21 protein-coding genes are annotated in these 18647 nt (G+C 31.8%); 10 read left to right on the top strand and 11 right to left on the bottom strand.

What is annotated here, in order from left to right:
* Nucleotides 1-45: 45 nt before the first annotated feature.
* Together N5D03_RS04455 and N5D03_RS04450 are read left to right on the top strand one after the other, a co-directional pair.
* Nucleotides 46-330, top strand: a complete 285-nt coding sequence (locus N5D03_RS04455) for a hypothetical protein (RefSeq protein WP_147280018.1) — start codon at nucleotides 46-48, stop codon at nucleotides 328-330.
* Nucleotides 331-390: 60 nt separating this feature from the next.
* Entirely contained in the window at nucleotides 391-1059 is a 669-nt protein-coding gene (locus N5D03_RS04450) for a hypothetical protein (protein WP_280051038.1), read from the top strand.
* 43 nt (nucleotides 1060-1102) lie between these two features.
* On the opposite strand, the gene hemE is transcribed toward N5D03_RS04450, so the two are convergent.
* The 4 genes from hemE to hemA are packed head-to-tail and all read right to left on the bottom strand — an operon-like array spanning nucleotide 1103 to nucleotide 4976.
* The gene (gene hemE / locus N5D03_RS04445) at nucleotides 1103-2131 is read right to left on the bottom strand and encodes a uroporphyrinogen decarboxylase (protein ID WP_125348769.1); all 1029 of its coding nucleotides are present in this window, start codon (nucleotides 2129-2131) and stop codon (nucleotides 1103-1105) included.
* Nucleotides 2118-2795: a uroporphyrinogen-III synthase gene (locus N5D03_RS04440; RefSeq protein ID WP_280051037.1), complete on the bottom strand. Its 678-nt coding sequence runs from the start codon at nucleotides 2793-2795 to the stop codon at nucleotides 2118-2120. Before N5D03_RS04440 ends, hemE begins: the two co-directional genes overlap by 14 nt.
* On the bottom strand, nucleotides 2795-3721 hold the full coding sequence (gene hemC, locus N5D03_RS04435; RefSeq protein ID WP_280051036.1) for a hydroxymethylbilane synthase: 927 nt from the start codon (nucleotides 3719-3721) through the stop codon (nucleotides 2795-2797). The genes N5D03_RS04440 and hemC overlap by 1 nt, the downstream gene beginning before the upstream one ends.
* 7 nt (nucleotides 3722-3728) lie before the next feature.
* The gene (gene hemA, locus N5D03_RS04430; RefSeq protein ID WP_219033603.1) at nucleotides 3729-4976 is read right to left on the bottom strand and encodes a glutamyl-tRNA reductase; all 1248 of its coding nucleotides are present in this window, start codon (nucleotides 4974-4976) and stop codon (nucleotides 3729-3731) included.
* 196 nt (nucleotides 4977-5172) lie between these two features.
* Between hemA and N5D03_RS04425 the strand changes: the two genes are divergently transcribed.
* Both N5D03_RS04425 and N5D03_RS04420 read left to right on the top strand, forming a co-directional pair.
* A complete protein-coding gene (locus N5D03_RS04425; RefSeq protein WP_280051035.1) occupies nucleotides 5173-6051 on the top strand; it encodes an AraC family transcriptional regulator in 879 nt (292 codons plus the stop codon).
* Nucleotides 6052-6131: 80 nt separating this feature from the next.
* Nucleotides 6132-7184: an endonuclease gene (locus N5D03_RS04420; protein WP_280051034.1), complete on the top strand. Its 1053-nt coding sequence runs from the start codon at nucleotides 6132-6134 to the stop codon at nucleotides 7182-7184.
* Between the two features lie 52 nt (nucleotides 7185-7236).
* Here N5D03_RS04420 and N5D03_RS04415 read toward each other — a convergent pair whose 3' ends face one another.
* From N5D03_RS04415 to ruvB, 6 genes are all read right to left on the bottom strand, one after another.
* Nucleotides 7237-7755, bottom strand: a complete 519-nt coding sequence (locus N5D03_RS04415) for a hypothetical protein (protein WP_052217554.1) — start codon at nucleotides 7753-7755, stop codon at nucleotides 7237-7239.
* A 29-nt stretch (nucleotides 7756-7784) separates the two neighbouring features.
* Nucleotides 7785-8279: a hypothetical protein gene (locus N5D03_RS04410; RefSeq protein WP_280051033.1), complete on the bottom strand. Its 495-nt coding sequence runs from the start codon at nucleotides 8277-8279 to the stop codon at nucleotides 7785-7787.
* The gene (locus N5D03_RS04405) at nucleotides 8269-8745 is read right to left on the bottom strand and encodes a hypothetical protein (protein WP_115001438.1); all 477 of its coding nucleotides are present in this window, start codon (nucleotides 8743-8745) and stop codon (nucleotides 8269-8271) included. The genes N5D03_RS04410 and N5D03_RS04405 overlap by 11 nt, the downstream gene beginning before the upstream one ends.
* Nucleotides 8746-8791: 46 nt before the next feature.
* A complete protein-coding gene (locus N5D03_RS04400; RefSeq protein ID WP_280051032.1) occupies nucleotides 8792-9472 on the bottom strand; it encodes a hypothetical protein in 681 nt (226 codons plus the stop codon).
* Between the two features lie 60 nt (nucleotides 9473-9532).
* A complete protein-coding gene (queG, locus tag N5D03_RS04395) occupies nucleotides 9533-10480 on the bottom strand; it encodes a tRNA epoxyqueuosine(34) reductase QueG (protein WP_280051031.1) in 948 nt (315 codons plus the stop codon).
* Between the two features lie 220 nt (nucleotides 10481-10700).
* Nucleotides 10701-11738 carry a Holliday junction branch migration DNA helicase RuvB gene (gene ruvB, locus N5D03_RS04390; protein WP_115001446.1) on the bottom strand — a complete coding sequence of 346 codons (1038 nt, stop codon included), beginning with the start codon at nucleotides 11736-11738 and terminating at the stop codon, nucleotides 10701-10703.
* Between the two features lie 108 nt (nucleotides 11739-11846).
* Between ruvB and hemH the strand changes: the two genes are divergently transcribed.
* The 6 genes from hemH to hutI all read left to right on the top strand — a co-directional run bounded on the left by hemH (nucleotide 11847) and on the right by hutI (nucleotide 17256).
* Nucleotides 11847-12830 carry a ferrochelatase gene (hemH, locus tag N5D03_RS04385; RefSeq protein WP_125348762.1) on the top strand — a complete coding sequence of 328 codons (984 nt, stop codon included), beginning with the start codon at nucleotides 11847-11849 and terminating at the stop codon, nucleotides 12828-12830.
* A gap of 82 nt (nucleotides 12831-12912) precedes the next feature.
* Nucleotides 12913-14013 carry a DUF3078 domain-containing protein gene (locus N5D03_RS04380; protein WP_280051030.1) on the top strand — a complete coding sequence of 367 codons (1101 nt, stop codon included), beginning with the start codon at nucleotides 12913-12915 and terminating at the stop codon, nucleotides 14011-14013.
* A 25-nt stretch (nucleotides 14014-14038) separates the two neighbouring features.
* Entirely contained in the window at nucleotides 14039-15091 is a 1053-nt protein-coding gene (locus tag N5D03_RS04375; protein WP_280051029.1) for a DUF3078 domain-containing protein, read from the top strand.
* A 70-nt stretch (nucleotides 15092-15161) separates the two neighbouring features.
* A complete protein-coding gene (locus tag N5D03_RS04370) occupies nucleotides 15162-15371 on the top strand; it encodes a hypothetical protein (protein ID WP_125348759.1) in 210 nt (69 codons plus the stop codon).
* Nucleotides 15372-15376: 5 nt separating this feature from the next.
* Complete coding sequence (locus N5D03_RS04365; protein WP_125348758.1) at nucleotides 15377-15913, top strand: GNAT family N-acetyltransferase; 537 nt, start codon at nucleotides 15377-15379, stop codon at nucleotides 15911-15913.
* Nucleotides 15914-16026: 113 nt separating this feature from the next.
* Nucleotides 16027-17256, top strand: a complete 1230-nt coding sequence (gene hutI / locus N5D03_RS04360; protein ID WP_280051028.1) for an imidazolonepropionase — start codon at nucleotides 16027-16029, stop codon at nucleotides 17254-17256.
* Here hutI and N5D03_RS04355 read toward each other — a convergent pair.
* Nucleotides 17246-18556, bottom strand: a complete 1311-nt coding sequence (locus N5D03_RS04355) for a DUF4026 domain-containing protein (RefSeq protein ID WP_038332152.1) — start codon at nucleotides 18554-18556, stop codon at nucleotides 17246-17248. The genes hutI and N5D03_RS04355 overlap by 11 nt on opposite strands.
* Between the last annotated feature and the right edge of the window lie 91 nt (nucleotides 18557-18647).

Raw genomic sequence — 18647 nt, 5'->3', positions numbered from 1 at the left:
GTACTGTTTTTGATTTATTATACTTTCATTTATAAAACAGAAATTATGATTAGATTTCTTAGAATCGAAAAATATTTTGAAGATACAAGAATTGAAAATCTTACAATTCCTATTCAAAAATATGCGCAGATTTCAATAATAATCGTTTCGATTATTTTATTGATTTTTCAATTACCTATTTTTATCAATACAACAATTAAGTATTTTAGTGTAAAAGATTCTTTTCAAGATGGACTAACTTCTGATTTAATTTCGAGTTCAATTATTATTCTACTTTCATTTATTGGAATTATTTTCAGCGATAAACTCTCAAAAAATTTTGCAAAATAAACACTATTTTATTTCAGATATTTTAATTATTCTTATTTTATTAATTATAAAAAACCAAAAATGAAATATTACTTAACTTATATTCTATTTTTAATTTGTTCAATATCTTTTTCTCAAAATATAGATGATAAGAGAGATTTGTTAATTAACAATCTTTGTAAGATCCTTACAAAAAATAAAAATCTTAATGATTTAGAAAGTGTTAATTTAGTTAATCAAGATGTTAGTTTAGTTGAATATTTTAAAGATTTTTCAAAAGAAGAAATTCAAGCTGAAGAAGAAGCTATTTTTTATAGATTTCAAAAAAATTGTAAAGAATACACTGATATAATAAGAAAATTCTCTGAAAAAAATAATGAAAACTGGATTAATTTAGAAAATTTGCCTAAATCAACAATCAATAAAAAAGAGTATAAATTAATTAAATCAGCTTCTGAATTATATTATTTTGATTATGAAGGAGATAAAACAATTGTAAAAATTGAAAATAATAATTGGATTGAATATTTTATTGATGAATCTTTTTCTAAACTAAAATTACATTGGGAGAATAATTATGATTTTAATCTTGAGTTTTTAGAAAGCAATAATTCAATGAAAAAATCATTTAGTAGAAAAGGAGAAAAATATCAATATAGAATTTTAAGTAAAGAGAATAATTATTATTGGATCGCTTATTATACAAAAGATCTAAATAATATCGTAAAATTTAAATTATATATTCAATAAAAAACCTTCCATTACGGAAGGTTTTCTTGTTATATCGAGTTTCTTAATCTCTCTTATAATTTACAACAGCTTCTATAAAAGCTTGTGCATTTTCTACTGGAATATTTGGTAAAATTCCGTGACCTAAATTGGCAATATATTTATACGGACCAAAATCGTCAATCATTTCTTTTACCATTTGCTGAATAGTTTCTGGCGGAGATAACAAACGAGAAGGATCAAAGTTACCTTGTAACGTCTTTTTGAAACCTGTAAACTCGCGCGCTAATTGTGGCGTAATCGTCCAATCAACACCCAAAGCAGATGCTTTAGAATCGGCCATTTTCTCTAAAGCAAACCAACAACCTTTTGCAAAAACAGTTACAGGAACTACTTTAGAAACTTCGTTTACAATTTGCTCGATGTATTTCCAAGAAAATTCATCATAATCTTTTGGCGATAACATTCCACCCCAAGAATCAAAAATCTGAATCACATTTGCACCATGTTCCACTTTTTTCAACAAATATTGAATCGTTGTTTGTGTAATTTTTTCTAATAATTGGTGTGCTGCAACTGGATTTTGGAAACAAAAACCTTTCGCTTGATCAAAAGATTTAGAACCACGACCTTCCACTGCATAACACAACAATGTCCAAGGCGAACCTGCAAAACCAATCAACGGAATTTTATTGTCCAACTCTTTCTTTGTGATATCCATCGCTGCATAAACGTATCCTAACTCTTCTTCAACATCAGGAATATAAACTTTTTCTACATCTTGAGCTGTACGAATAGGATTCTCTAACCACGGACCAACACCAGGTTTCATCTCGAAATTCATTCCCATTGCTTGTGGTACAACCAAAATATCCGAAAAGATAATGGCTGCATCCAACGGAAAACGACGAATTGGTTGAACTGTAATTTCAGCCGCTAATTCTGGCGTTTGACAACGTGTAAAGAAATCATATTTATCTCTCAATTCGATAAATTCTGGTAAATAACGTCCTGCTTGACGCATCATCCACACTGGCGGACGCTCTACCTCCTCACCTCTCAATGCTTTTAAAAGCAAATCATTTTTTATCATTGATGTATTTTTTTATATTTTCGATAACCACTTCCACCAAAGGTGTTTGCGCAGTTATAATTTCATAATTTGGATAAACTTCTTGTATCGCAGAGGTTGTTGTATTTCCGATTGTAAAAATACGCGAACTTTCTGAAATTTCATTTTGTTGATGAAACGCTTTGAATGACAACGGACTAAAAAAAGCATACGCATCAAAAGTTTCATTTAATTGATAAACAATTTGTTCTGATTGATATGTCATAATTTGATTGACTTTGTGATTTGCTTTTGACAATTCATTTACCAACAAATCTCGGCGCGAAGAACCGCATAAAAAATTCCATTTCGGAGAATAATTTCCTGAAATCAATTTCGGAGCTAAATCTTCTGCATAATCTTCAACCAACACAACTTCTCTGTTTTGTGCTTTTAGTTTTTCTGCCGTTTTTTTTCCAACAACAAAAAAATGACCATTCAATTCCAATCCTTGAATGGCATTTACTGTATTTTGACTCGTCACGATAAATTGATGAACGGATTCATCAACCTGTGCAGAAATTTCATTTTTCGAAGTCAATTCAATTTGTAAAGTTGGTTTACAAACCACCTCAACATCAGTTCCAAATTCTTTTTCAAGCAATTCAGGAGAAATAAACTTCGTGAATAAAACTTTCGTTCGCACTATTTCGTTCCGATTTCTTTTTTAATTTCTTCAATCATTTTTGCTGCACCTTGCGCAATACATTCTTCAGCAAACTCACGACCTTTCGTCAAATATTCATCTGCTTTGAATTGTCTTTCGATTGAAATCATCTCTTGTCCATCAATTGATAAAATTGCTCCTTTGAACGAGTAATTTTCTTCATCAATTTTTTCAACTAACGCACCAATTGGCGCTGTACAACCTCCTTCTAAAACATTCAAGAATTGACGTTCTACCGTAGCAAAAAGTTCACATTGCGGATTATTAATATCACTCAAATCCAAACCTTCTTTGGCTACAATTCCTAAAATTCCTTGTGATGGTGCAGCAATCATCCAATCAATCACTTTATAATGAAGACCTTTTTCTGCCAATTCATCTAAAATTTCTGAACGATCCAAACCTGCAAAAGCAAAAACAGCTCCGTCCCAATCTGCATTATCTTGCAACTTTTTCAGACGTAATTGCACATTTCCACGTAAATCTACAATCGTATCATTTGGATATTTATGATTCCAAAATGCTTTACGACGCAAAGATCCAGTAGCGATAACACGATGTTTTTTCTCGAAAATATCTTCCGATTTGTACACCAAAATATCCGCAGAACTTGCGCGTTCTGGATATGCAATCAACTCTAATTTTTCTGGTAAAACAGTTGGTACATCTTTCAACGAATGAACCGCAATATCCACTTGATCATTCAACAAAGCAATGTCCAATGAACGCGTAAAAACACCTGTTAAACCTAATGAATAAATGGGTTGTTTTAGATTTGCATCGCCTTCAGAAGTAATCGGAACGATTTCTGTTGGATGACCTTTTGCCTCAAGAATAGAAGCAACTTTATTGGCTTGCCAAAGCGCTAACGGACTTTGACGTGTACCAATTTTTATTGTTTTCATGATTGTATTAAGCTTGTTTTAAATGAAACATTTTTTCGATTAACTGAATTGTTTCGTCTGCATTTTCTTTATTTTCAATCAAATAAGAAGCAAACTGATTTGTAATTTTCTGAATTACTTTTTCAGTTAAAATCGTTTCATTTTCGTCGATATTTACATTGTCTTTTTTCAAGTTATTTAAAGCAAAACTCTGAAAAAAGTCTAATCTATCTTTGAAAGATTGAATAGCTGGAACCAATTCTCTGGTTTCTAACCATTCGTAAAACTCTGTAGAATGCTCCTCTATAATTGCCAATGCTTCTGGAATTGCATTGCGACGTTGCGCAATTGTATCGTCTACCATTTTAGATAATCCATCTACATTTACCAATTGAATAGATTCGCGAGCAGCCAATGTATGAATTACATTTTCTGGAACTGACATATCAATAATCGTCATTTCCTTATCGAACGGAATCATTTCTTCTGTAATCGTGTAATTACTTGCTCCCGTTGCAACAATTAGAATATCTGTTTTTTGTAATTCTTCTTTTAATTCGCTGTGATCTTTTACGGTAATATCATATTTCAATCCAAGAATTTCTGCCTTTTCTTTTGTACGATTGATTAGCGTAATGTTTGTATTTGGATAATGTTTGACCAAATTAGCACACGTATTACGACCAATTTTACCAATTCCGTACAACAAAATATTTTTGTCAACTAAGTTTCCTTGCGTTGCTTGAATAAAATTAACCGCTGAATATGCAACCGAAGCAGAACCGTTACTTAAGAAAGTTTCGTTCTTCACTTTTTTACTAATTTGAATCGCAGTATTTACCAAACGCTCTAAAAAAGCATTTGATGCACCTTGTTTTTTGAAACGAGAAAACCAAATTTTGATTTGTCCGATGATATCAAAATCACCTAAAATCTGACTTTCTAATCCCGACGAAACACGGAATAAATGTGTAATCGCTTCTTCTCCTTCTTTTACCATCATAAATTGACGGAATTCATCTGCATTACCTTCTGTGTATTTACAATATTGCTCAACGATTTGATCTTCGTTTTCTGCAAAACCATAAAATTCAGTACGATTACAAGTTGATACAATAAAAAAGTTTTCTAATCCATTCGTTTTAGAATCTTGCGTAAACGTTTCAACTTGTTCCGGGAAAAATGTAAATTTACCACGTGTAATGGCGTCAGCTTTTTCATAACTGATTCCGATTACGTAAAAATTTTCTTCCGTTTTATTACCTCTAATTGCCATTTCTTCAAATACTGATACAAAAGTAGTTTCAAAAGTCTTCGAAAAATAACTTTAAAAAGAAAAAATAACGCTAAAAATTAAAGTTTGCTTTTTTAGAATAATTATAAATTAAAGGTTTATATTTGTATGTAAACCATTATAAAGAGCGAAGTTGACAATTATCACGTTTTTTATATGACAAACCTCATTATTCAAAATGGAATTAAAAAATACCCATAAAAGTAAAATTAACGAGTATAAATTGTCAACAGACGTATTTATCGCTCAAATAGACAACTTTACAGCTTCTACAGACACGATTCTGAAAGGAATTGACAAGCGTTATATACAATTCTATTTTTGTACAAAAGGTTCGCTGACATTTAATTTTAATAATGGTATTTATAAAATCAATTTGAACGAAGGAAAAAGTTTTTTGTTTTATTATCCGACATTAGACATTCCATTATCGCTAAATATAAATGCAGAAAGTAAGGTTTATATTGTGGTTTTGTCTATTCAGAAATTACATCAATTGTTTGCAGAATATCAAATTCAGAATAATTTGATTTCGAGTATGACGCAAGAAAAATTTTATATTGAACGAGAAATTGGACCTTCAATAAAATTAGTTTTGAATCAAATTGAACAAATGAAACTTTCTCCGCAATTTCAAAATTTATTTTTGATTGGAAAAATGTACGAATTGTTCACGCTTTATTTTTCTGAAATCGAAAATCAAACTGAGCATTGTCCTTTCTTGAATGATGAAAATGAAGGAAAACGCATCAAGGAAATCAAAGATTTTCTATTGTCTGACTTTAAAAATCCTCCGACCATAAAAGAACTTTGCGAAAAATTCTCAATCTCTGAATATCATCTTAAAGAAGGATTTAAAGAGCTTTATGGCACTACTGTTTATGGCTACTTATTGGATAAAAAATTAGAATTCGCATTACACAGATTAGAAGAGAATCAACAAATGGTAAAAGATATTTCGTTTGAAATTGGTTACGAAAATCCATCACATTTTATATCAGCATTTAAGAAGAAATATGGCTTAACGCCTAAACAATACATTAAACAATTTCAGTAAAAGTTTAACGATTTCTAATCTAAATATTCCGGTTTAACTACTTATAAATACTTACTTTTGTCAAATATTTATAAATAATTATGCAAAAATTTTTACTTCTTTTATTTCCTTTTGCCGCTTTTGCGCAGCAACCCGACTATTATGAAGGGATTGATTTTAAACAAAATGGAAAAACGATAAAGGAAGAATTACACGATTTAATCAATGCTACGCATCATGCAGTTAGTTATTCGCCTGGAGTTTGGAATATTTTAGATAAATCCGACTTAGATTTAGATTCGAAAGGTCGCGTTTTATTGATCTATGGTTTTACTGATAATTCTACTGTTTATGCTGAACAACGCACGCGCGATGTAAACAACAAAAACAATACTGGTGGAAATGCAAATGGAAAATGGGAACGCGAACATGTTTTTCCAAAATCATTAGCAAATCCTGTTTTAACGACTAATAATCCAGGAACAGGTACAGATGCGCACAATTTACGTGCAGTTGATAGACAATTAAATTCGACTAGAAGTAACAATGCTTATCGTGAAAAATGGGCACAGGATGTGACAGGACAAGCTAAATTGATCAATGGAGGTTTTTATCCTGGTGATGAATGGACGGGAGATGTGGCGCGAATTATTATGTATATGTATGTACATTATGGGTTGGAAACCGATCCGCAATTGGTTGCGTACAACAATACGACAACAACCAATAATGATGGAATGCCGGATATGTTCTTGAAATGGAATGTGGAGGATAAAGTATCTGAATTTGAGAAAGTCCGAAACGAAATTATTGCCGAAACGCAAGGAAGTCGAAATCCATTTATTGATAATCCGTATTTAGCAACGTTGATTTGGGGAGGAGATAAAGCCGAAAATACTTGGACTGAATTATCTGCGAACGATTACAATTATCAACAAACGCTTGTAGATGTTTTCCCAAATCCGACAATTGACAAGGTTAAAATAAATGCGAAGAATTTTGTTCGCGCCAATTTATATGATTTTAACGGGCGATTACTTGGAACTAATTTAGGAACAGAGGTCGATTTAAAACCTTACCCGGCTGGAATCTATATTTTAGCTATCCACTTACAAGATGGAAATATCGTCACTAAAAAAGTGATTAAGAAATAATTTTAAACAAAAAATTCCAACTCTAAGAGTTGGAATTTTTTGTTTATTCATTTTAACAACCTTCATTATACATTACATCGAAAGAAACTACTTTATCATTCACTAAATAAAATTGTAGAATCGATCCATTATCATAATCTTCAACATTAAAATAACGAAAAGCTTTTGTTCTTTTATCCGTTTTATCATCATAACCATCGAAAATAGAAATATTCAGATTTTTATATTTATTAATTAACTCATCCAAAGATGAGCCAATTTTAATTCCAGATAATGTTTTAAGACTAGAATCCGAAGACTTTACACTATATACAGTTAAAGTAGAAGAACCTGCTGTCTCCTCACCATTTGTTGTCAATCCAACTTTATATGTTACTCCTTTAGAGACAATTGTTACATCACCATCAGGATAACCATATTCATTCAATTTTATTTTGAATTTTTGTCCAGTTAATTTTTCTAATTCAGACAATTTCATTCCAAGTTTTACGTCATTAATACGAGTTGTAGAAACTTGCGCTTGCAAAGCTATTCCAGCTACAAAAGCAGCTATAAAAAATATTTTTTTCATTTTTATGTATTTAGGTTTTAATCATTATTTTAAAGTGTACATTCTTCTGGGTTATAAGAACTCAATCTTATTGTTGTTACAATTTCATTTTTCAAAGAAAAAGTCAATATAACACCATTTTCTCTATCATCAATTCTAAATTCTCTGTTATTATTATTCGATTTATCCAAAAACACATTATATTTTGACGAATAAGCTTTCCACAAATCCTCCAACGTACTACCAATTCCAATTCCAGACAAAGTTTTGATATTTTTACTTGTTGTAGAAATAGAACTTAAATAGGTGTCATTTTCTGTTTTACTCAAATAACCACTTCTTATTTCGATTGTATAATCAATCCCTTTTAGGGTGACATTCGTTTCTCCTTCATCAACAATTGCAGCAATTTCTTCACCTAACAATTTCAACACTTCGAACGGACGCATACCAATTTTCAGTTCATTCATTCGTGTTGTAGAAATCTGACCAAATCCAACTATTGAAAGTAAGAAAAATCCTACTAAAGCTATTTTAGTTTTCATAAATATTGTTATTTAAAAAACCCGATTCATTTGACAAAACCATTTTTACGACTTTATTATTTTTTAAATAAAAATCTAATGTACATCCATTATCAAGATCATTTATTGCAAAAGCTCTGACCGATTTTGTTTCGTCATCTTCAAAAATATCTTGCACCGAAATATCATATTTTTTGTACGCTTTCCATAAATCATCCAACGAACTTCCAATTTTTATTCCTGATAAAGTCGAAAGTTGAGCGCTAACAGACGAAACCATATAGACTTCGAATTGTTTCGTTTTCAAATTTCTATAATACGAAATATGATATTTAATTCCATTCAACTCAATGTCCTGTTCAGGCATTTCAGGATTATTTACATCATAAAGAGCTAATTTATTTGGCGTTAAAGCTGCAACTTGTTTTTGTGTCATTTCGTACGAAATATCTCCAAATTTGGAAGTCGTTACTTTTTGAGCAAACATTATCGAAGTAAATAGCAAAAAGCATCCTAAAATTGAAAAAAAACGACTAAGCATAAGCATTAATTTGAGCAATATGTTTTACAATTTTTCCATTATCCAAAACCCAAAGTGCATCATAAACACCAGCTCCATCGCTATATGTACCGAACAAATAATATTGATTTAACTCTTTATTGTAAGTAAGTTTTGTTGCTGATAAATTCGCATTATATAAATTGATAAAATATTCTTTTGGAATGATAATATCTTTTCCTTTGAATGATATTTTAAACGATTTGAATTCTGTTTGAGGAATCATTCCGTCCGAACCAAAAAAATCTTTTTCATCAATCGCATAAACAAAATCACTTTCCTTGAAAATTTTATGTTTTTTCGAATTAAATTCTTTCGTTTCGAGCTGAATGGTATAATCAGCAACCGAAAATTCTATTTTAGAATCATTGACTGAAGTTGGTGAAATAGTTTCAAAATCTTCTAACTTTTTGATTCGATCATAGTAAACATAACCAGCTTTTTCAGGCTGATATTCAACCAAATACCATTTCGATTTTTCTTCATCAGAATCAATTGGATAAATTGAATTTGAATTGACTTTAGCAACAATTTTAGACGAAATATTTTTCTCATCTCTCACATTTGCAAAACCATCTTTATCTTGCACAATCCCAAATTGAGCTTGCACAAAATAGCCTAAAAAAGTAGTAAGAATGAATAAACTTTTTTTCATTTTTTGATTCGATTTTCTTGAAGTAAAGCTAACAAAATCTAAACCAAAAATTTTCACGAATTATAGTGATTTTACAAAATCGATATTTCTTTTCAAACCATCAAATTTTGTACGTTTTACAGGTGATTTGTTAAAAATTTTTCGAAAAACATCCTCTGTAATTTCTTCCCAATCTTTCTTCGAGAATTGATTAATCTTTTCGTTACCAACAAAACGAGTTTCTTTCGTTTGCAATGAAAAACGATTCCACGGACAAACTTCTTGACAAACATCACAACCAAAAATCCAATCATCAAATTTCCCTTTCATTTCGGTCGGAATTTGATCTTTCAATTCAATTGTAAAATACGAAATACACTGACTTCCGTTCACTGTTTTATTGGGTAAGATTGCCTCAGTTGGGCAAGCATCAATACAACGCGTACATTTTCCACAATGATCAGTTTCAATTGGAGAATCATAAGCTAAATCCAAATCAATAATTAATTCGGATAAAAAGAAAAATGAGCCTTTTTGTTTAGACAATGTTAACGAATTTTTTCCTACCCAACCAATTCCAGCTTTTCTAGCCCAAGCATGTTCCAGAATTGGTGCTGAATCGGTAAAAGCTCTTCCGTTCACTTCTCCTATTTCTTCTTGAATAAAATCTAATAATTCGCGTACTTTTTCCTTCACGACAAAATGATAATCTTCGCCTTGCGCATACATCGCAACCTTGTAAGAATTTGGATTTCGATCTAAATTTTGGTAATAATTATACGCCAACGAAATTACAGATTTTGCTCCTTCGACCAAAATTCGAGGATCCAATCGCATATCAAAATGATTTTCCATATACTGCATTTCACCGTGAAAATCATTCTTCAACCAAGCTTCTAAATGAGGTGCTTCTTCTTCCAAAAAATCAGCTTTGGCTATACCACAAGAAATAAATCCCAACGCTTCAGCTTTTTCTTTGATTCGTTGGGACCATTTTATTTTGATATGTTCTTCTGTTTGAAGGAGCATTAGTTAATTCGTAATTATGAATTTATAATTATTATATCGACGAGATTAAATTTTATCATTCTGAATGAAACGTGAGTGAAATGAAGAATCTTAGATTCCTCCTAACGCAAGAATAATATGTCGTGTTAAGTGATTTTCTATTCGTTAAAATAAAAAAATCGGATCGAAACATATAAAGATTCTTCGACAAGCTCAGAATGACAGCGAACTTAGAGCAAAATTACAAATCAAACAAATCAGTTTGAGGTGAATTTTCGCCACGATATTTTACCCCAATATGCTTGTATGCTTTTTCTGTTGCAATACGTCCACGCGCAGTGCGCATCAAATAACCTTCTTGAATCAAATACGGTTCATAAACTTCTTCCAACGTTCCGCCATTTTCTCCAACTGCTGTTGCCAAAGTTGTAATTCCGACTGGACCTCCTTTAAATTTTTCGATGATCGTTGATAAAATTCGGTTATCCATTTCATCTAAACCATTATCATCAACTTTCAAGGCTTTTAGAGAAAATTCAGCAATTGATAAATCAATTTTTCCATTTCCTTTAATTTGTGCAAAATCTCGAGTCCTTCTCAATAAAGCATTTGCTATACGAGGTGTTCCACGACTACGACCTGCAATTTCTATTGCTGCTCTTTCGTCAATTGGTGTATCTAAAATACGAGAAGAACGTTCAACAATCGTACTTAATAATTCAACATTATAATATTCGAAACGGAAATTAATTCCAAAACGAGCACGAAGCGGCGCAGTTAATAAACCAGAACGTGTTGTTGCGCCAATTAATGTAAAAGGATTCAAACCAATTTGAACCGAACGTGCATTTGGTCCAGATTCGATCATAATATCAATCTTAAAATCTTCCATTGCCGAATACAAATATTCTTCGATAACGGGAGACATACGATGGATTTCATCAATAAAAAGCACATCATTTTCTTCCAAATTCGTCAATAAACCAGCTAAATCACTCGGTTTATCGAGAACTGGTCCAGATGTAATTTTGATTCCTACACCTAATTCATTCGCAATAATATTTGCCAATGTCGTTTTTCCCAAACCTGGAGGTCCGTGCAACAAAACGTGATCTAATGCTTCGCCACGAAGTTTAGACGCTTTTACGAAAACTTCTAAATTCTCTAGAATATGCGCTTGTCCAGCAAAATCATCAAAACTTTGCGGACGAACAGTATTTTCGTGATTTAGATCGTCGTCTGGATAAAATTCTTTATCAGGATTTAATAAATCTGACATAAAATGATGATATAAATTATAATGATGATATTACGAAGGACAAATTAAATTATCCTCCGTACTTTTACAACTACAAAGAACGCAATATTTTTTTAGATAAAAAGAATTATGAGCAAAGGAATATTATTAGTGAATTTAGGTTCGCCCGATTCTACCAATGTTGAAGACGTAAGAACTTATTTACGCGAATTTTTAATGGATAAGAAAGTTTTGGATTCTCCTTGGATTATTCGTAAAACTATTGTTGAATTATTTATTTTACCAAAAAGACCCGAAAAATCTGCTGAAGCTTACCGAAAAATTTGGACAAAAGAAGGTTCTCCTTTGATTGTTTACTCTAAAATTTTGAGAGATATGGTACAAAAACAAATGGATATTCCAGTTGTTTTGGCAATGCGTTACAAAAACCCTTCAATAGAAGCTGGTTTACAAGAGCTTTATGACAAAGGAGTTCGCGACATTTTGGTTGTTCCTTTATATCCTCAATACACGATGTCTTCTACAGAAACTGTTGCGGATAAAGTGCTTGAAATTCAGAAAAAAAGCTACAAAGACACTAAGATTAATTTCTTGAAAGCTTTTTACAATCATCCAGATTATATCAAAGTTTTAGCTGAATCAATCAAAGAAAAATTACCTGAGAATTTTGATAAATTATTGTTTTCTTATCACGGAATTCCAGAACGTCACGATAATAAAGCACTTCGTGCTGCAAAAGTGAGCAAATTACCTATTGAAACTTATCGTAATCAATGTTTTGAAACGACACGTTTGGTAACCGAATATTTGCAATTACCAGAAGATAAATATACCACTTCTTTTCAGTCTCGTTTAGGTCGTGACCCTTGGATTAAACCTTATACAGACCACATGTTAGAAGAATTTCCTGCACAAGGCGTTAAGAATTTAGCGGTTTGCACCCCTGCCTTTGTTTCGGATTGTTTGGAGACTTTGGAAGAAATTTCGATGGAAGGTCGAGAAGAATTCTTAAAAGCTGGTGGTGAACAATTTACATATATCCCTTGTTTGAATGATCGTCAAGATTGGGTGGATACATTAGTGAAATGGTTGAAAGGTTGGCAAAATAATTAAGAAAGGTATTTAGCCTTACAAAATAAATTAGATATCTTTGTTTGGAATTTTTCAATTTTAAACAAAGATATTTTTTTTTAAAATGAGACTAATTTTCTCAATTATATTTTTAGTCCTATCACTTTTTAGTTCGGCTCAATTTTTAGATACTAGTGGAAATCTAATTATTGATGGTCGAAAATATCTGAAATCCAAAGTGGATACTACAGGACGAAAATCGGGTTGGGAAATTTATGGTGCAAATACTTTAACCGTTAATCAAAATACCTTTTCCAATTGGATGGCAGGAGGTGAAAATTCGGTTTCACTAAATGCTAAAGCTGATTACGAATTTAATTTCCGAAAAAAGAAACACTTTTGGGACAATCGTTTTATTTTTGAATATGGTTTTTTAGACAATAAAACCAATGGAACGCGTAAGACTGCTGACAATCTAAATATCACAACTTCTTATGGATATTTGATAAAAGAAAAGTGGTATCTAACCTCATCACTTAATATTCGTTCACAGTTTTCTGCAGGTTACAATTACGGAACAACTCCAAAAACAAAACTATCAAACTTATTTGCGCCTGCATATGTAACAATTGGGGTCGGTGCGAATTATACGCCAAATTCTAATTTTTCTGTCAGTTTTCAACCTTTAACATCAAGAACAACAATTGTAGCAGACAAAGATTTGCAAAAGAAAGGAACTTATGGTTTGCGAAATGATGGAGATACGTTTCTTTTCGAAGTTGGTGCATATTTAGGTGGACGTTATAAGGTAAAACTTTTTGATAATGTCACTTACGATAATAATATTGGAATTTTCTCCAATTATTCCAACAAATTTTATAACCTCGATATTGTGTATGCAGGATTGTTAGATATGAAAATTAATAATTTTATGTCCACGCAATTAACTATCAATTTGATTTATGATGAAGATCAAGTTGCGCAAACACAGTTTAAACAAGCTCTTGGGATTGGCTTAACATATAAAATAGACAATACTAAGAAAAAAGATAAGAAGAAACGTAGAAAGAAGGAAATTCTCCCATATTTCGATACATCTGGCATTTCCCCAGTCAATTTACCTAGAATAAAACTGGATAAACAAAACTATGATCAAGTTTTTGATAAAAATACAATTGACGAAAAATCAACGTATATTAAATCAGAATCCATATTTTTGGAGTAAGTTTATATAAATCAATCAAATCTATATGAAAAAAATTTTATTTGTATTAGCAATTTTAGGAAGTGCTATAACTTTTGCGCAAACAGTAAAAGATGGTAAAGTAACTACTGATAGCAAGCGCTATTTAAAAGATCAAAAATTTGATGGTCGTCAACCTGGCTGGTTTGTTTCAGGAAATAATTCACTTTTATTTTCTCAAAGTGCATTCAGTAATTGGGTTGCGGGAGGTGTAAATTCGTTTGCGCTAAATGGAAGTTTAGATTATGAATTTAACTTGACAAAAGAAAAACATATTTGGGATAATCGTGTTGTTTTAGGATACGGAGTTCAAACCAATAAAGGCGAAAGTTCTCGCAAAACAAATGATGTTATCGACTTAACTTCTTCTTATGGTTACAGCATCGGAAATCATTGGTATTTAGCTGCCTCTATCAATTTTCGCACACAATTTACAGATGGTTTTGATTATTCAACAGATCCAAAAACGAAGATCTCAGGCTTGATGGCTCCAGGTTATCTAAGCTTAGGTTTGGGTGCGGATTACAAACCAAACGAAAATTTCCAAGTTAATATTCATCCATTTACACCAAGAATGACATTTGTTTTGGACAAAGATTTACAGAAAAAAGGAAACTTTGGACTTAAAAATGATGGCGATACAACTTTATTCGAGTTTGGTGCATATTTAGGTGCGCGATACAAACTACAAATTATGGAAGGAATTTCTTATGATAACCGTGTTGGAATTTACGCTGATTATCTGAAAAATTTCGGAAATATGGACATTGCTTATCAAGGAATTTTGGATATGAAAGTGAATAAGTTTGTTTCGGCACAAGTAAGTTTGAATTTACTATATGATGAAGATCAAATCAAAAAAACACAGATAAAACAAACACTTGGAATCGGATTTAATTACAAATTTGATAACACTCCACCAAAAATAGAAGAAGCTCCAGCAACTGCATTTATGCAAGAAGCACCAATTTTCGAAGAAAAAGAAGAAACTGTAGAAGTAGCAACAAATATTCTGAAAAGAGAACCAATTCTTAATGAAACAAAATTAGTCACTCAATAATATTTTCAACCTGCTTTTAATAAGCAGGTTTTTTATTTTTCTTATTTTTAAAGCTCAATAGAAGAATAAAATGACAAAAAATATTTTCGGCGCACTATTACCACAAATTTTAATGATTGTTTGGGCAGCTTTCGAGTTTTACCTTGGGTTCAACAACGAACAAAATAACCGCATCATTCTTAGCGCAATCGTGATATTAATCTTCGTTATTTTTACAATTATTACATTAGTCAAAGTTATCAAATACCCTAACGACCCTACTTATTTGAAGAAAAAGTAATTTTTATGAATGTAATTCTTAAAACTGAACGATTAACTTTAAGACCAGTCACAATTGATGATACTGAAACAATTCATCAATTACATTCTATCGAAGAAGTTGATCAATATAACACTTTAGGAATTCCAGAAAATATAGAGGTTACAATTCTTCATGTAAAAGATTTAATAAAATCTAATCAAGGAGAACAACCACAAGCTTATACTTTTGTTATCGAAAATGACAATCAATTTGCTGGATTAATTTCTTTAAATTTAGGTCGGGCTAAATACAAGAATGCAGAAGTTTGGTTTAAACTTCATCCAGATTTTTGGAATAAAGGCTTTGCTACAGAAGCTTTAAAAGAAATTATTTCTTTTGGTTTTAATACTTTAAATCTTCATAGAATTGAAGCTGGATGCGCAATTGAAAATATTGGTTCTTACAAAGTTCTTGAAAAAGTTGGAATGATACGAGAAGCGCATACAAGACAATTACTTCCTCTAAAATCTGGTTGGGCAGATAATTATGGCTACGCTATATTATCGAGTGACATTCTATAAATATTAAGTCATTCCAAACTCATTTTAGAATCATATCTTATTTGATAACAAGTTCAGCTTATCTACAAATTCTCCCTTAAATTTCGTAAACTTGTGTTATTAAAACAACAAAAATGAAATTAATCGGTCCTTTCAAACAAATTATAACACTTGCCAATTTACCTTTAAAAGGTGCTATTCACGAAAACCAAGTCGAAGTTCTCGAAGATGGGGGAATTATTATTGATGATGAAACAATTGTAGAAATAGGAAATTTCGAAACGCTTTCTCAACAACATCCAAACATCCAAATTGAACGAATTGAAACAGAACAAATTCTTCTTCCAGGATTTGTAGATTCACACACACATGTTTGTTTTGGAGGAAATCGCGCCAAAGATTTCGCAATGCGTTTGGATGGAAAAACATATTTAGAAATTGCCAAAAGTGGTGGTGGAATTTGGTCTACAGTAACAGAAACACGTAAAAAAACGGTTGACGAACTGAAAGATATTACGCTAAAACATATTGCGCAATTAGCTAAACAAGGAATCACAACTGCTGAAGTAAAATCGGGTTATGCTCTCTCTGTTGAAGGTGAAATTAAAATGTTAGAAGCGATAAATATGGCGAATCAAGAAAGTGAAATCGATTTGATTCCTACTTTTTTAGGTGCGCATATGAAACCTAAAGATTTTGAAGGTTCGAACAAAGAATATTTAGAACTTTTGGTGAAAGAAGTTTTTCCTAAATTAAAATCTGATGATTTAGCAAATCGTATCGATATTTTTGTGGAACAATCTGCTTTTTCTGTTGAAGAAGGTGATTATTTCTTGAATGAAGCAAAAAATCAAGGTTTTGATATTACGATTCATGCCGATCAATTTACAGCTGGAGGAAGTTATTTAGCGACAAAATATAACGCATTAAGTGCAGATCATTTAGAATTTTCAGGAGAAGAAGAAGTGAAAAACCTTGCTAATTCTGATGTTGTGGCAACTGTTTTACCTGGCGCTTCTATCGGTTTGGGAATGCAATATGCACCTGCTCGAAAATTGTTAGATGCTGGTTGTTGCGTTTCGATTGCTTCGGATTGGAATCCTGGTTCTGCTCCGATGGGAAATCTTTTGACACAAGCTTCTGTTTTGGCTACTTTCGAGAAATTATCAATGGCAGAAGTTTTAGCAGCAATTACTTTTCGTGCGGCAAAAGCATTGAATTTAGCTGATCGTGGAACAATAGAAAAAGGTAAAAAAGCCGATTTTATCAGCTTCTCTACCTTCGATTATCGTAATATTATCTATTATCAAGGGCAATTACAACCAACGTATGTTTGGAAAAATGGCGCGTTGATTAATCAATAGTGTAAATATTATCAGGAGTGATGGTGTTTGTCGGCGTGTAAATTAACCAATCGGTAATCATTTCTTGCGGATAAAGACCTTCATCTCCTTCATTCAAACCTTCTACAGCATAAGGACGATTCAAACAAACACCAAAAATTTCGTTGTTCTCATTGATTCCGTACACATCAAACCAAATATGTTCCTTATTCATTTCATGATCGACATCAAATCCTAATTTGATTAAAAATCGATAATAATTTTCTTCATCTGCTTCTGGATTAAAATATGTGTTAAATGCTTTTTTATACAATTCAAAACGTTGATAAGCCAAGGCTGACATTCGTTCCGTTTCCTGATCGCTAATAAAGAAAATCGGATTATCTGCAATTGTCGCCGCATAAACTTCTGGTGTCAATGTATGTCCTTCTTGCACCGCTAACAAAACGCCACAAGGTTCATAATTTTCGTTTTCTGGCTGACGTTCATTGTAACCTCCCGGAATTGTTGCAGGATAATCTTTCACAACATCTTCCCAACGTTTCCAACAAAATGTAATATCCAAACCATCATAACCAATATTAAATTCTTCATTTTCTGGCGAACGAAAATCTGGTTTGATAAACGCATTTACAATCATATCCAAAGCCGAATTCATCTGCTCTACTCCATCTTTGATGTTCAACATTTCCAATTCCACAGAACCGCAACGATGCAAACCATGCGTATGCATCCAATACACGCGATCGCCATTTTCATCCTCATCATAAACGCCATGAATCACATATAAATACGAAGGCGCAGGCGGAATTTCTGACTCTGCTGTCACTTTAGCCCATTTACCAGAAAGCAAACGATAAGGCATAAAATCGACAACAATAGACGGGTTTTCAACAATTGCTTGCATAATTTTTAATTGCAAATGAAAACTATCCAATGCATCATTTCCAAAATACATCACAGATTCCAAATAAAAATCTTGTTGCGTTGCAATTTCCATTTCTTCGTCCGAAATCATATTTCCAAAACCAAATTCAGAATAATCGTTACTTCTCGCATCCACAACATACAAATTCACATCAAATTCTTCCTCCAAATAAGACACTACAAGTTGATATTCTTGCTTTACAGCTCCATTTTCGTCTTTATCAATCTCGATAAGATCAAAATTGATTAATTGAAAATAATCGGTTGATTTTAGACTTTTTTCAATTGATTCTCTTGAAAATACAAAATCTTTCGACGAAGGAAAAATTCCCATTGTAGAAGGTAAACTCAATCCATCCTCTGCAATTCCTTTGTACAATTCTTGATTTGTCATAGTTATTTTTAGTTTGTTTTTTGTTAAAGATAAATGTTTTAAGTTCATCAAAATTTTAGCAAAATGTTAAACTTTAAAATGATTAAAGATG

The sequence above is a fragment of the Empedobacter sp. GD03861 genome (genome assembly GCF_029840885.1).
Taxonomy (GTDB): Bacteria; Bacteroidota; Bacteroidia; order Flavobacteriales; family Weeksellaceae; genus Empedobacter; species Empedobacter falsenii_B.
The sequence above is the reverse complement of the archived record's forward strand: the minus strand, read 5'-3'. Positions and strand labels throughout refer to the sequence as shown.

What these genes read in the sequence shown, in the direction of transcription:
- N5D03_RS04365 (WP_125348758.1), top strand. Translation starts at nt 15,377, where the DNA reads ATGAATGTAATTCTTAAAACTGAACGATTAACTTTAAGACCAGTCACA.
- N5D03_RS04405 (WP_115001438.1), bottom strand. Translation starts at nt 8,745, where the DNA reads ATGTTTGCTCAAAAAGTAACGACTTCCAAATTTGGAGATATTTCGTAC.
- hemC (WP_280051036.1), bottom strand. Translation starts at nt 3,721, where the DNA reads ATGAAAACAATAAAAATTGGTACACGTCAAAGTCCGTTAGCGCTTTGG.
- N5D03_RS04450 (WP_280051038.1), top strand. Translation starts at nt 391, where the DNA reads ATGAAATATTACTTAACTTATATTCTATTTTTAATTTGTTCAATATCT.
- N5D03_RS04375 (WP_280051029.1), top strand. Translation starts at nt 14,039, where the DNA reads ATGAAAAAAATTTTATTTGTATTAGCAATTTTAGGAAGTGCTATAACT.
- N5D03_RS04410 (WP_280051033.1), bottom strand. Translation starts at nt 8,279, where the DNA reads ATGAAAACTAAAATAGCTTTAGTAGGATTTTTCTTACTTTCAATAGTT.
- ruvB (WP_115001446.1), bottom strand. Translation starts at nt 11,738, where the DNA reads ATGTCAGATTTATTAAATCCTGATAAAGAATTTTATCCAGACGACGAT.
- hemE (WP_125348769.1), bottom strand. Translation starts at nt 2,131, where the DNA reads ATGATAAAAAATGATTTGCTTTTAAAAGCATTGAGAGGTGAGGAGGTA.
- N5D03_RS04400 (WP_280051032.1), bottom strand. Translation starts at nt 9,472, where the DNA reads ATGAAAAAAAGTTTATTCATTCTTACTACTTTTTTAGGCTATTTTGTG.
- N5D03_RS04455 (WP_147280018.1), top strand. Translation starts at nt 46, where the DNA reads ATGATTAGATTTCTTAGAATCGAAAAATATTTTGAAGATACAAGAATT.
- N5D03_RS04420 (WP_280051034.1), top strand. Translation starts at nt 6,132, where the DNA reads ATGCAAAAATTTTTACTTCTTTTATTTCCTTTTGCCGCTTTTGCGCAG.
- N5D03_RS04415 (WP_052217554.1), bottom strand. Translation starts at nt 7,755, where the DNA reads ATGAAAAAAATATTTTTTATAGCTGCTTTTGTAGCTGGAATAGCTTTG.
- queG (WP_280051031.1), bottom strand. Translation starts at nt 10,480, where the DNA reads ATGCTCCTTCAAACAGAAGAACATATCAAAATAAAATGGTCCCAACGA.
- N5D03_RS04355 (WP_038332152.1), bottom strand. Translation starts at nt 18,556, where the DNA reads ATGACAAATCAAGAATTGTACAAAGGAATTGCAGAGGATGGATTGAGT.
- N5D03_RS04370 (WP_125348759.1), top strand. Translation starts at nt 15,162, where the DNA reads ATGACAAAAAATATTTTCGGCGCACTATTACCACAAATTTTAATGATT.
- hutI (WP_280051028.1), top strand. Translation starts at nt 16,027, where the DNA reads ATGAAATTAATCGGTCCTTTCAAACAAATTATAACACTTGCCAATTTA.
- N5D03_RS04380 (WP_280051030.1), top strand. Translation starts at nt 12,913, where the DNA reads ATGAGACTAATTTTCTCAATTATATTTTTAGTCCTATCACTTTTTAGT.
- N5D03_RS04425 (WP_280051035.1), top strand. Translation starts at nt 5,173, where the DNA reads ATGGAATTAAAAAATACCCATAAAAGTAAAATTAACGAGTATAAATTG.
- hemH (WP_125348762.1), top strand. Translation starts at nt 11,847, where the DNA reads ATGAGCAAAGGAATATTATTAGTGAATTTAGGTTCGCCCGATTCTACC.
- hemA (WP_219033603.1), bottom strand. Translation starts at nt 4,976, where the DNA reads ATGGCAATTAGAGGTAATAAAACGGAAGAAAATTTTTACGTAATCGGA.